The organism is Butyrivibrio sp. WCD2001 (assembly GCF_000424485.1).
Lineage (GTDB): Bacteria > Bacillota > Clostridia > Lachnospirales > Lachnospiraceae > Butyrivibrio.
In genome coordinates, this window is record NZ_AUJZ01000006.1 from 120,947 (window position 1) to 133,756 (window position 12,810).

The 12,810-nt window shown below is 45.9% G+C and carries 9 protein-coding genes; 8 read left to right on the plus strand and 1 reads right to left on the minus strand.

Annotation, left to right across the window (positions count from 1 at the left end):
- Positions 1-33: 33 nt before the first annotated feature.
- The 3 genes from G630_RS0107045 to G630_RS0107055 are packed head-to-tail and all read left to right on the plus strand — an operon-like array spanning position 34 to position 4,999.
- The gene (locus G630_RS0107045) at positions 34-1,818 is read left to right on the plus strand and encodes an ABC transporter ATP-binding protein (RefSeq protein WP_196805767.1); all 1,785 of its coding nucleotides are present in this window, start codon (positions 34-36) and stop codon (positions 1,816-1,818) included.
- Positions 1,819-1,821: 3 nt separating this feature from the next.
- Positions 1,822-3,609 (plus strand): ABC transporter ATP-binding protein, encoded by a 1,788-nt coding sequence (locus tag G630_RS0107050; RefSeq protein ID WP_026498173.1) that lies wholly within the window; start codon positions 1,822-1,824, stop codon positions 3,607-3,609.
- Between the two features lie 25 nt (positions 3,610-3,634).
- Positions 3,635-4,999 carry an MATE family efflux transporter gene (locus tag G630_RS0107055; RefSeq protein ID WP_022761261.1) on the plus strand — a complete coding sequence of 455 codons (1,365 nt, stop codon included), beginning with the start codon at positions 3,635-3,637 and terminating at the stop codon, positions 4,997-4,999.
- A 480-nt stretch (positions 5,000-5,479) separates the two neighbouring features.
- On the opposite strand, the gene G630_RS0107060 is transcribed toward G630_RS0107055, so the two are convergent.
- Positions 5,480-6,991, minus strand: coding sequence for a PucR family transcriptional regulator (locus tag G630_RS0107060; protein WP_026498175.1), 1,512 nt, complete (start codon positions 6,989-6,991; stop codon positions 5,480-5,482).
- A gap of 178 nt (positions 6,992-7,169) precedes the next feature.
- On the opposite strand from G630_RS0107060, the gene G630_RS0107065 reads away from it, so the two are divergent.
- The 5 genes from G630_RS0107065 to G630_RS0107085 are packed head-to-tail and all read left to right on the plus strand — an operon-like array spanning position 7,170 to position 12,801.
- A complete protein-coding gene (locus G630_RS0107065; protein ID WP_022761263.1) occupies positions 7,170-8,114 on the plus strand; it encodes a flavodoxin family protein in 945 nt (314 codons plus the stop codon).
- Between the two features lie 21 nt (positions 8,115-8,135).
- Positions 8,136-8,597, plus strand: coding sequence for a hypothetical protein (locus G630_RS0107070; RefSeq protein ID WP_022761264.1), 462 nt, complete (start codon positions 8,136-8,138; stop codon positions 8,595-8,597).
- Between the two features lie 20 nt (positions 8,598-8,617).
- Positions 8,618-10,111: an FAD-dependent oxidoreductase gene (locus G630_RS0107075; RefSeq protein WP_022761265.1), complete on the plus strand. Its 1,494-nt coding sequence runs from the start codon at positions 8,618-8,620 to the stop codon at positions 10,109-10,111.
- 19 nt (positions 10,112-10,130) lie between these two features.
- Entirely contained in the window at positions 10,131-12,218 is a 2,088-nt protein-coding gene (locus G630_RS0107080; RefSeq protein ID WP_022761266.1) for an FAD-dependent oxidoreductase, read from the plus strand.
- A gap of 10 nt (positions 12,219-12,228) precedes the next feature.
- Positions 12,229-12,801: an NADH-ubiquinone oxidoreductase-F iron-sulfur binding region domain-containing protein gene (locus tag G630_RS0107085; RefSeq protein WP_022761267.1), complete on the plus strand. Its 573-nt coding sequence runs from the start codon at positions 12,229-12,231 to the stop codon at positions 12,799-12,801.
- Positions 12,802-12,810: the final 9 nt, after the last annotated feature.

A 12,810-nucleotide genomic window follows, 5' to 3' on the forward strand; every position in this document is an offset into this window, starting at 1 on the left:
AACTAACGTTTCTATGAAAGGTTGGACTTTAAAGTGAAAAATGCAGATAAAGACTGGCAGTTTCCAAGAACCAGACTTGAGTGGCTCTGGGATAACATGGAGGGATATAAGGCGCTGTATATCGTTTCCGTTGCCGGTACATTTTTATACAACATGATGCAGCTGACGGTTCCGTATTTTTCATCACAGATAGTAGACAAATTCCTCTCGGGACCTGAGGCGAGAGCCAATTTCAGTGCTCATTCCGATGAGTTTTACAGGCTTATTTTCATGATGATATTCTTCACAATTCTAAGGTGTATCATCGTGTACGCGGATTGCGTGGGATACGAAGTGGTGTCCCAGGGAGTCCTTTTCAGAGTGCGAAATTTCATTTATGACAAGATTCAGAGACAGGACATGAAGTTCTACAGCACCTACAGGACCGGTGACCTCATGACCAGAGTTACCGGTGATCTGGATGCCGTAAGGCACATGATCGCCTGGGTTGTGAGAATGCTGGTTGAGGCGTTTTCGCTTATTTTGGCCGTCGGAATCTATTTTGTGTTCATGAACTGGAAAATGGCGCTCTGTCTTCTCGCAGTAGCTCCGCTGATTTTCATTATAATAATGGCTTTTAAACTGCAGGTTGCGCCTATGCATGCGCTCCTTAGGGAAAAACTGGCCAAAATGAACACAATGGCGCAGGAGAATATCTCCGGAAATCGCGTGGTTAAGGCTTTTGCCAGGGAAGACTATGAGATAGAGTCTTTTGATGAATGCAACAGGGACTACCGTGACACCAATAAGAAGACAGCTATGATCTGGCTTAGATATTTCCCGATAGTTGAGACCTTTGCAAACCTGCTTCCCATTATTCTGCTGCTAGTAGGCGGACTTTTCCTTATGGGCAATCAGATGACAATGGGTGAATATGTGGCTTTTTCCGGACTTATCTGGGCCATCGCCAATCCCATGAGACAGCTTGGAAATATCATGAACGAGTTCCAGAGATTTTCGGCGGCGTCTGTAAAGGTCATGGAAATCTACTACTCAGAGCCGGAGATTGTGGACAAGGAATACACGGCCCTTATGCCCAACAGATTTGAGGGCAAGGTCGAGTTCAGGGATGTGAGCTTCCAGTATTCGGACGGTAAGCTTCCTGTTTTGAAAAATATATCATTTACCGCTGAGCCGGGGCAGACTGTGGCCATTATGGGAGAGACGGGCTGCGGAAAAACATCGCTTATACATCTTATTCCCAGATTCTACGAACCGACGGGAGGCCGCGTGCTTGTTGACAGCGTGGATGTGCAGGATATTGCACTTCATCAGCTTCGAAGAAATATCGGACTTGCGACGCAGGATGTTTTGCTCTACTCAGACACTATTGATGGAAATATCGCCTACGGAGATCAGCTGCTAAGTAAAGAGGATGTCATGAAGTACGCGAAATATTCTCAGGCTTCCGATTTTATTGCAAAGATGCCTGAGGGCTATGAGACGATTGTCGGAGAGAGGGGAGTCGGATTGTCGGGCGGACAAAAGCAGAGAATTTCTCTTGCCAGAGCACTGGCGGTGAGACCCTCGATACTTATACTTGATGATACGACCTCGGCGGTTGATCTTGAGACCGAGAAGGCAATTCAGGATAGCTTACGGGATCTTGATTTTAAATGTACGAAGATAATCATTGCCCAAAGAATATCCACGACAAAGGATGCGGATCAGATTCTAATCATGCAAAACGGTGAGATTACTGAGCGGGGCACACATGAGGAACTGATAAAACTTGGCGGATACTACGCGGAGCTTGTAAAGCTTCAGATGGGGGCATAACAGATGGCCAGAAATACATATAAACAGGATGAATTATTAGAGGAGCCTTTTGATATAAAGCATCTCCTTAGGGCATCGGGATATATTAAAAAGCATATTGGTGTGATGCTTGTGGCGTTTTTGCTGTCGGCGATTGCCGGGGTCACAGCCCTTGTGAATCCCGTTATTGTTCGTAATGCACTGGATGTGGCGATTCCTGACGGGAACAGAGTGCTGCTCTTTAGGCTGGTTATAATATCGGCTGCTTTGTATGCACTTAGCATCTTCTTTTCACTGGTGCGCTCAAAAATAATGGTTAATGTGAGCCAGGATATCATCTATCAGATAAGGAGCGATCTGTTTGAGCACCTGCAAAAGCTTCCTTTTCAGTATTACGATGACAGACCGCACGGGAAAATACTGGTAAGGGTGGTCAATTACGTAAATTCGGTTTCGGACATGCTAAGTAACGGTCTTATCAATATCGTACTTGAGATTCTGAACCTCATATTTATTGTAATTTTCATGTTTTACGTCGATGTTCAGCTTAGTCTCGTGGTACTGGCGGGCATTCCGGTGCTCATGATTTTCATGTTCTGGATCAAGAATAAGCAGCGCCGGGCATGGCAGATGGTTTCCAATAAAAACTCGAATCTGAATGCGTATCTTCAGGAAAATATCGTTGGTGCCAGAATTACACAGATATTCGCCAGAGAGGACGAAAATGCAAAGATTTTCAGGGACCTTTCGGATGACTGCAGAAAAACCTGGATGAAGGCCATATACTACAGTACATCAGTATGGCCCGGAATAGATACCATCTCGGTATTTGTAAGAGCAGCCATCTACTTCTTCGGACTTGTGATATTTGCAAACGGTCACCAGAGTCTCGGAACGATTGTTGCCATATCAAGCTATGCGTCCAGATTCTGGCAGCCGATCATGAACCTTGGAAACATTTTTAACGGCTTCATCAATAATATCGCGTATCTGGAGAGAATCTTTGAGACTATGGATGAGCCCGTGACTATTACGGATGAGCCCGGAGCAATCGAGCTTGCGCCTGTAACGGGCAGGGTAGAATTTCAGAATGTCTCATTTTCCTATGAAGAAGGAAAAGAAGTTCTGCATAATGTGTCCTTTACTGTGGAGCCCGGGGAATCCATCGCACTTGTGGGGCCAACCGGCGCAGGCAAGAGCACTATCGTAAGTCTTATATCGAGATTTTATAATGTTGATAGCGGCAGGATTCTTATCGACGGACAGGACATTTCCAAGGTGACATTAAAATCTCTCAGGGAACAGATGGGTATAATGCTGCAGGATAGCTTCATTTTCTCGGGAACTATCGAGGATAACATACGTTACGGAAAACTTGATGCATCTAAGGAAGAGATAATAAAAGCATCGAAGACTGTCTGTGCACACACATTTATCAGCGGCATGAGCCGGGGATATCGCACAGAGGTTAAGGAGAGAGGAGCACTTCTGTCTCAGGGGCAAAAACAGCTTATCTCCTTTGCGCGGACACTTATCTCGGATCCGAGAATTATGGTACTGGATGAGGCCACGTCCAGTATCGATGTTCAGACGGAAAAAGACCTTCAGAGAGGCTTGAATGCTATGCTGGCCGGCAGAACCAGCTTTATAATAGCGCACCGCTTATCGACCATTACAGGTTGTGACAAGATAATGTATATCAATGATGGCGGTATCACCGAGTGCGGTACACATGAGGAACTTATGAAGAAAAAGGGTGATTACTATCACCTGTATACGGCTCAGATACTCTCTGATGCCCGCCCTGCATAGGGCTATTTTGATGGAGTAGGATATTATGAAAAGTAACATAACAGATATGACGACAGGGAATCCGGCAAGACACATCCTAGTGTTTGCCCTCCCTACACTGATTGGAAACATTTTCCAGCAGATATATAATCTCGCCGATTCGATAATTGTCGGAAGATTTGTCGGAGCAGATGCATTTGCCGCTGTCGGTGCCACAAGCTCCATAACTTTCCTGTTTTTTGCGCTTTGCAACGGTATCGGAGGTGGCGGCGGTATTGTTGTGTCACAGTATTACGGAGCCCACATAGACAGCAAGGTGAAAAAATGTATAGTTAACACAGGCCTTATTATGCTCTTGGTTCCGATATTTTTCGGAGCGCTGGGATTCCTTCTTGCACCTCATCTGCTTAAACTTCTGGGAACACCGGAGCTTATCATAGGAGATGCCATATTATATGTGCGCTTTATGTGTATCGGACTTTTGTTTGTATCCTTGTACAACTATTTGTCTTCAATGCTGCGTGCGCTCGGAGACTCCAGAACACCACTGTATTTCCTGATAATATCAACTGTTATAAATATCGTGCTTGATATTGTGTTTGTGTGCGTTTTCAGGCTTGGAATCAAGGGCGCGGCTCTTGCCACTGTTGTGGCGCAGTTTATTTCTGTGGTACTAAGTGCAATATATGCATACAAAACCAACAGATATTTCCGCTTTGAGAAGGAAGACTTCGAGATATCAATGCATATGACCTACAAGATTATTCGCCTTGGAGTGCCCATGTCGATCCAGTTCGGACTCATTGCGATTTCAGCCATGGCGGTTCAGCGAATAGTCAATTCCTACGGAACGACTGTAGTGGCAGCTTTTACAGCCACAAACAGGATAGAGCAGCTTATTCATCAGCCCTATGCAACGCTGGGAGCATCCCTTGCGACCTACAGCGGACAGAACTTCGGAGCAAAAAGAAACGACCGCGTCTATTCGGGTTACAAGAGCGGTCTTGTTATTATGGCCGTATTCACAGCTATTCTGGTATTTACAATGCAATTGTTCGGAAGAGCTATTTGCAGTATGTTTGTGACTGATACGGAGGTTATAACTCTTGGTGCTGACGGACTTAAGATTACAAGTCTGTTCTATCTTGCGCTCGGATTAATTTATGTTGTTCGCGGAGTCCTGACCGGCATAGGAGATGCGTTCTTCTCCCTGTTCAACGGTGTCATAGAGGTCATCGGAAGATTCACCATACCGCTCCTTCTGACCTCATACCTCGGCTTCGGAGCGACCGGTATCTGGCTTTCCTCCGGAATCGTCTGGCTTATCAGCGGCGTCACCGCCTGGCTCCGCTACTACACCTATTTCCAGAGAAAACGTCTCCACACCCACGCCAGCATCCAAACCACCTGAGGTAAATAACTTCGCACGGCAGCCCCCTGGGCCCGGGCCCAAACCATATGCTCAGATGAATCGTCATCTTGGCGAAATTCATCACGCTCTTTGTTTGTCATCATGCGTGGGGCAACATGTTTGAAAGATGTTTGCTTAAAGCCACTAACGTTCTTAAGACTTTTTGCTGCTATATCCATTCGCTTGAATTTTCTAATGCTCACGCAGATTTCTTTTATTGTGCATGCTCGCTATAATCGCTTTTTCAAAGCTCGCTATCTCGCATGCACTTAAAATCTGCCATGTGAGCATAAGAAAATTCAAAGCTCAGAATAAATTGCTAAAAAGTCTTAAGAACGTTAGTGGCTTTTGCAAACAGCCTTGAGTTTTGACCCACGTATGAATTAAAGAAAACAAAGAGCGTGATGAATGTTCTTCGCCAACTGACGATGAAAATGAGCATATGGTTTGGGTCCGGGCCATGGGGTCTGCCGTGCGAAGTTATTGCAGCAGTTTTAGGGAGTATTCGTAGGCGAAGAGGGCGTCCTTGTCATCTAGGCGTATGTCGAAGAGCTGTTTCATCTTGTCGAAGCGGTAGAAGAGGGTGGACTTGTGTATGAAAAGCGCATTTGCTGTGGCAGGTGCGCTTCTATTATTGTCGAAATAAGTTTCCAGAGTGCTGATGTAGTTCGTTCCGTGCTCCTCGTCATGTTTTTTCATGAACTTGATGGAGGGGTGGATTGAGGCACGGACCATTGATTCTTTGTTCACGGAGCTAAGTATGTGTTTTAAGTAGTAATTACGGTAATAAATAATGGGTGATTCGTTAAAAACAGGGAGTCTCTGCGACAAAAGTCCCTGGCACTGGCTGAAATAGGCGGAGCTTTCACTCAATTTGTCATAAAGATAGCTTACGGTTCCTATCATGTGATTCATTGTAAGGAAGGTTTTCAGCCTTTTTTCAGTCTTTGGAGTTATGGCTTCCATTTTTGATGTGGAAACAAGAGTTATAAAACGGTTACCGAAGATACCGGTCACACTGTTTGAAAAGATGGTGGAAAGCTGCTGGATATAGATATGGTAAGCCATAAGCCTTCTGGAGGTGGCGGTAAAGCTGCTGGCAATGATGTAGTAGTATTCCTTCGGCTTTATTCCCAGAAGCGACAGCTGGTTCACAGCGGTTTCTTCATCATAGTGGCGCCCGAAAAGATCCCGCAGGAACATATCATATTTGATGCCCTGGGGATTTCGGTAACTGTCGTCCTTTTGCAGCTGTATTGATACCATCTGGGCGAGGGAGTGAATGAGGTCAAGATCACTTTCTGTGTGTTCGCGTTCATTACATCTTATGCAAATATAGCCCACAACTGCATGTTTTATTCTTATGCTTTCAAATATCCAGTCAAAATCGCTTTCTTCAAGCTTCACGGCGAAGGGATATACCGAGTGGTAGATTCTTTCGGTAACTTTCTTTTGTTCCATATCCTCGGAGTATTTAGCTTTGACGGATAGTCTGTTGTTCTTTATTTCCAGGTTCTTATCCTCGGAAACATCGGGGAAGGATGCCAGAATTCCATAACTACTGTCACAGACCACGACGGGATTATTGAGGTATTTGTATGCCGTCTGAAGGAGGGCGTCGATACCGTAGCCGTTGTGCAGGATACTGAAAAGACTTCGCTTTTGCACATCTATGTTTTGATATGCCAGAATTACATCCTCCATAAGGTTGTACAACTCTAATATGTTCAGCTCTTCTTCTATATAAAGGGAGTCCGAGGCAGGAGTGTTCTGACCGGTTCCTATGAAAAGGATATCGCCGTAAACCTCCGCCTTTCCAAAGGTTTTGTAATCTGCAAGATACAAAATATTCGGCATCAGATGCTCAATGTTGGCATCATTTTCGTTAAAAAAGCGTATTCCGTCAATTGAATGCCTTTTTTGATAGTTTCCATGCACTTTTAAATCGTACTTTTTCTCTATTGCATCCAGAATATCTGAAATATAAGCCATTTTACTGCTATCTCCCGTTTTTTAAGTAAATTTTCGTTGCATCCGACAAACGTCGGAAAAAGTATACATTATTTTGAGATTTTACTCAATGGCTGTTGGATGTAAAGGGAAACTCTGAATGATAAATTCTTAACTATCAGAGCGAATTCTGAATTAAAAGGAAAAAGGGAGAATTTTTATGAGTATCAAAGTAATGGGCGTTACAGCCGGAAGAAAGAACAGCAACAGTGAGATCCTTTTAAAGGAAGCACTCATTGCATGTGAGGAAGCCGGCGCAGAAGTAACTATGATCAATCTTAGGGATTACAACATTCTGGATTGTACCGGATGCACATCCTGCACCATCGGTATGTCACAGGGCAAGAACGTAGGATGCGTACTTGATGATAAGGACGATAAGAAAAAGATCATGGATGTCCTTCTTAGTCAGGATGCGGTTATCTATTCAGTTCCTACATATGATCTTATGCCATCCGCCAATTATCTGACATTTGCACAGAGAAGTCTTAGCTACGAGACAGCATTCCTTGAGACAATCGGTGCCATCGAGCACAGAGACAGGGTTGCAGGTCTTATCTCAGTAGGTGGATCAACAAGAGCATGGCAGTCAATGGCTCTCGAGGGACTTCAGGCAACAATGTTCACAACTGACATGAAGGTTGTAGACATGATCCTTGCAACAAGAGTTCCGGGCCCGGCACAGTGCCTGCTGGATGACGAGCTCATCGCAAGAGCACACAAGATGGGTGAGAACATCATCGAAGCTGTTAAGACTCCCGTAGAGGAGAGAAAATGGCTCGGCGACGAGAACATGGGATGGTGCCCGAACTGCCACTCAAATGCACTTGTTCTCGGTGAACCTCAGTGGGACGGCCTTCACTATCCTATCGAGTGCCAGGTTTGCGGCGCAGGCGGAAACCTCGAGCAGACAGAGGATGGCAAGTGGAAGTTTGTTATTCAGGAGGATGGCCTCTTGAAGGATCGTACAACTGTTGAGGGAAGAGCAAGACACCTTGAGGAGATCGGACATACTCAGGGCGGATTCTTCGGAAATCCCGAGAACAGAGAGATTGTAGGTAAAAAGATCATCAGATATAAAGAGAAGAATTTCAAGGGAATCTAATACTTTTCGGAGGATATGGCAATGAAAAAGAGTTTTAAATATCGCGCAGTGAATGCGCTTATTATGAACATTCCGATAGCACTTGCTATTTCACTTACAGCACAGCTGCTTGCGATTCACACGGTTATACCGCAGTTGCTTTTAATCAATTTCCTTATTGCTTATGTAGTGTCTTTTGTGGTTGGCGTGACACTTCCCTGTGTCGGATGGGGAATCGGATTTGCGAATTTCTGCAAGACAAAGCCGAATACACTTCCCTTTGGTCTTTGCATCAACGCAGTTGTGAACCTTACATATGTTGTGATCAACAGCCTGATTCTTACATATTTTAATGTGGTTATTCTGAATCATGCACCTATCATTGCATATTTTATCGGAATGGCAACGACATTCATTCCGATCTATATCGTCGGATACATTGTTTCCTTCCTTTGGAACCGTCCGGCAGAAAAAATGACAGAAAGTATTTGTGGCAACGAATAATTATTTGGAGGTAAGTAAAAATGAAACAGTTACAGTCAGATGTAATCGTAGTAGCAGCAGGCCTTTCAGGACTTGCAGCAAGTATTGCGGCAGCCGAGAACGGCGCAAGCGTAATCACTTTTGAGAAGTCATCCACCACAGGTGGTGCAGCAAACATGGGTATGGGCCCTCTCGGCGTAGGCTCCAGAATTCAGAAGGATCACATGATTGCTCTTACACCCGGTGAAGCTTTCAGAAAGCACATGTATTTCACTCACTATCGTGTAGACGCAAGAATGGTAAGAGATTACTACTTCAAGTCAGGTGACACAATCGACTGGCTCATGGATATGGGCGTTGAGTTCGTAGGCGTTCAGAGAGCATTCAGTGCTCCTGAGGCTACAAGAGCTTACTCAGACGGTGAGTTCACATGGCACGTTGTAAAGCCTGAGGATGGCGGAATGCCCGGCCCTCGCTGTGCAACAGCTATGACAAAGAAGATGACAGAGAGAGCAAAGGAACTTGGCGTAGACTTCCAGTTCGAGACTCCCGTTAAGAAGATCATCATGGAGGACGGCGCAGCTGTAGGTGTAATCGCAGTTGACAAGAACGGTGAAGAGATCGAAGCAAGAGCAAATGCAGTAATCATCTGCACAGGTGGTTTCGGTGATAACCCGGAGATGATCAAGGAGCAGACAGAGTTCGAGTATGGCAACACAATCTACAACTTCGCTGTTCCCGGAATGAAGGGCGATGGTATCAAGATGGCATGGGAAGCAGGCGCAGGCCACGAGCCTTGCATCATGGAGCTTATGTATCAGCTTCCCGACAACATGAACCACTTCATCCTTGACGGTGCTTTCCGTCAGCCTTGCCTCTGGGTAAACAGAAACGGACAGAGATTCATGCCCGAGGATCAGATTGCAAACACAACCTTCACAGGTAACGCAATCGCAGCACAGCCCGGCAAGGTTGCTTATTCAATCTTCGATAGCAAGATGCTTAAAAAGTATAAGAAAAAGGGTCCCGATATCGTTTCTCACGTACATCCTCATGATCTTTTCGATCACTTCGATGAGCAGTGGAACGCAGACCTTGCAAACGGTTATGAGCCTATCGTACAGGCAGATACAATCGAGGAGCTGGCTGAGAAGGCAGGCATCGATGTAGAGGGCCTTGTAGCACAGATTGAAGAGTACAACGAGATGTGCGCAAACGGCTTTGATGAGATCTTTGAGAAGGATCGTGCATATATGCAGCCCATCGAGAAGGCACCTTTCTATCTTTGCAGAGAGAACGTTGGTGCATACGGCTCACTCGGCGGCGTAAAGATCAACCACAAGACACAAGTTCTCACACAGGATGCAAAGGTTATTCCCGGCCTTTATGCAGCAGGAACAGATGCATGCAACATCTTCGGAGACAGCTATCCCTTCATCCTTTCAGGAAACACAATGGGATTCTGCCTTAACAGTGGACGTATCGCAGGTGAGAATGCATCAGCAGGTTCCGAGAACTTTGATGATTTTGAATAAAAACAGAGGTTACAGGTAGATGAAGATTTTTATTGACGGAAAAGAAATTGAGGCAAGAGAAGGCGCATCCGTTCTTGATGCCGCCCTTGAAGCAGGCGTTTTTATTCCGCACCTTTGCTCCCATCCTGATTTGGAAGCAAAGGGAGGTTGTCGCCTCTGCTCTGTTGAGATTGACGGAGTGGAGGGGGCTGTGCCCTCTTGTAAAACAACTGTGACTGATGGCATGAAGGTCACAGTAAATGGCCCTGAGGCCGAAAAGGTAAGAAAAACTGCCATGGAGCTGATTCTTGCCACTCATCCCGCTGATTGTACAGGATGTCCCAAGTACGGAAAATGTGAGCTTCAGTCAATGTATCAGTACATGGGAGTAAGCCCGGAGCGCTGGAGAAAGAAATCGAGAGCAGTTCCGAATGATGAGAGCAATCCGCTGATTTCGCATCTCTTCACAAGATGCGTAAGATGCGGACGCTGCATCAGAGCATGCCAGGATATGCGTGGTGTTAAGGTTCTTGATTACATCAAGACCGACATGGGTATCAGAGCGGGAATCCCGGAGGGCAAGTCCCTCAAGGAAGCCGGCTGCAGATTCTGCGGCGCATGTATTGAGGTTTGTCCCACAGGTTCAATTGTGGATGCATTCCATTTGATGAAACCCGAGAGAACCTATGATGAAAACGTTGTACCTTGCAGAAGTACCTGCCCTGCACACATCGATATTCCTGAGTATATAAGAGCTGTGAAGGAAGGCAATTTTGATAAGGCGACAGCCATTATTCGTGAAAAGGTGCCTTTCCCGGAGACTCTCGGATCTGTCTGCACAAGAAACTGCGAGAGCCAGTGTAAGAGAGGAGAGCTCAATTCTCCTGTATCTATCTGCAGACTTAAGAGAGCAGCTGCTACGAATGAGAGCGGTGAGTGGAAAAAGAACGTCAGAAAGGATGCTCCCACAGGCAAGAAGGTTGCCGTTATCGGAGCAGGCCCTTCCGGACTTACAGCTGCTTACTACCTTGCAAAGAAAGGCCACGAGGTCACTGTTTTTGAGAAAAATGAGAAGGCAGGCGGACAGTGTCGCTACGGCATCCCCGCATACAGACTTCCCGATGAGCTCTTAGACAGAGAGATTGATACGATTCTTGAAGCAGGAATTACCTTAAAGACAGGCGAAGCCTGTGAAGAGCCCGCAAAGCTTCTTCAGAGCGGTTTTGATGCGGTTCTGGTATCCATAGGAACACATCAGGGAACCAAGCTTCCGATCGAAGGAAATGACCTTGAGGGCGTATATGTGAATGCAGACTTCCTTAAGGCTGCAAGACAGGGCAATCCGCTTCCTGTTGGTGATAAGGTTATGGTTCTCGGCGGCGGTAACGTTGCTTATGACTGTGCCCGCACCGCAATCAGACAGGGTGCTAAGGAAGTGCACATAGCTTGTCTTGAGAATCTTCAGCAGATGACCTCCTCAGAGGAGGAGAGAATGGAAGGTGAGCAGGAAGGCGTAATCCTTCACGCAGCGCATTCCTTCCTTAGGATAACAGGTGATACCAAAGCCACCGGAGTAGAGATCCAGAAGGTAAACAAGTTCTACTTCGATGAAAACAGAAAGGCTATCATCGAGCTCGAAGAAGGTTCAAATCAGATAGTTGAGGTCGACAATGTAATCTTTGCTGTAGGTCAGAAGCCTGAGGGAACAGACAAGATGGGCGTTGAGCTGACACACGGACCTTACATTGCAGCTAAGGACAGTGCAACCAGTGTAGAAGGTGTATTTGCATCAGGCGACGTGGTTACAGGCACAAAGTCTGTTATTGAGGCTATCGCAGGCGGAAGAGATGCCGCTGTGGCAATCGATAAATTCCTTGGCGGAGACGGCGATATCAGCGAAGTTCTGGTGGAAAGACAGGCTCCCGAGAAATACATCGGACAGATTGAGGGCTTTGCGGATCTTACAAGAACTGAAGCTGAGGTTATGGAAGCAGACAAGAGAAAATGCAGTTTTGATGCGATTGAGAAACCTCTTACCTGCGACCAGGCTAAGTGCGAAGCCGGAAGATGTCTGCAGTGTGATCTTAGAACGACAATAACCAAGGTTAAGCTTTGGAACGAGTATTAAGGAGGAAAAGATGAGTAGCGCAGATAAGATCAAAGAATTAAAAGAAGATCAGTGCGTGGTTGATGTCCTTCTTAAGGAAGTCCAGAGCCATCCCTGCCAGAACTGTGGCAAATGTGTTTTTGGATACGAAGGAATCACACAGCTGGAGATGATCTTAAAAGATATTACCGAGAAGAAGGGACGAAGCGGGGACAAGGCTCTTATGGAAGACCTTGCCGAGATGATGAAAACCCAGTCCCTTTGCGAAGATGGCGAAGATATTGCAGATGCAGTAAAGGAGGCACTTGGCAGTTACGGAGAGATTTTTGATGAGCATATCTCCAAGAAGGGCTGCCGCGCAGGTGTCTGCAAGAAGTTCATGACTTACCATATCCTTGCAAGTAAGTGCGTAGGATGCGGCGAGTGTATGGATGTCTGCGAAGACGACGCAATTCTTGGAAAGAATAAGTTCGTTCACGTAATTGTTATGGATGAGTGTTCACTGTGCGGCAAGTGTATGGAGGCCTGTGACGAGGATGCAATAGTTATGGCAGGTGCCCAGAAGCCTAAGTGCCCCACAAAACCCATTCCATGTAAAAGATAATTAACGAGG

Excerpts from the sequence above, each read along its gene's own strand:
- G630_RS0107050 (WP_026498173.1), top strand. The coding sequence starts at position 1,822 with ATGGCCAGAAATACATATAAACAGGATGAATTATTAGAGGAGCCTTTT.
- G630_RS0107055 (WP_022761261.1), top strand. The coding sequence starts at position 3,635 with ATGAAAAGTAACATAACAGATATGACGACAGGGAATCCGGCAAGACAC.
- G630_RS0107060 (WP_026498175.1), bottom strand. The coding sequence starts at position 6,991 with ATGGCTTATATTTCAGATATTCTGGATGCAATAGAGAAAAAGTACGAT.
- G630_RS0107065 (WP_022761263.1), top strand. The coding sequence starts at position 7,170 with ATGAGTATCAAAGTAATGGGCGTTACAGCCGGAAGAAAGAACAGCAAC.
- G630_RS0107070 (WP_022761264.1), top strand. The coding sequence starts at position 8,136 with ATGAAAAAGAGTTTTAAATATCGCGCAGTGAATGCGCTTATTATGAAC.
- G630_RS0107075 (WP_022761265.1), top strand. The coding sequence starts at position 8,618 with ATGAAACAGTTACAGTCAGATGTAATCGTAGTAGCAGCAGGCCTTTCA.
- G630_RS0107080 (WP_022761266.1), top strand. The coding sequence starts at position 10,131 with ATGAAGATTTTTATTGACGGAAAAGAAATTGAGGCAAGAGAAGGCGCA.
- G630_RS0107085 (WP_022761267.1), top strand. The coding sequence starts at position 12,229 with ATGAGTAGCGCAGATAAGATCAAAGAATTAAAAGAAGATCAGTGCGTG.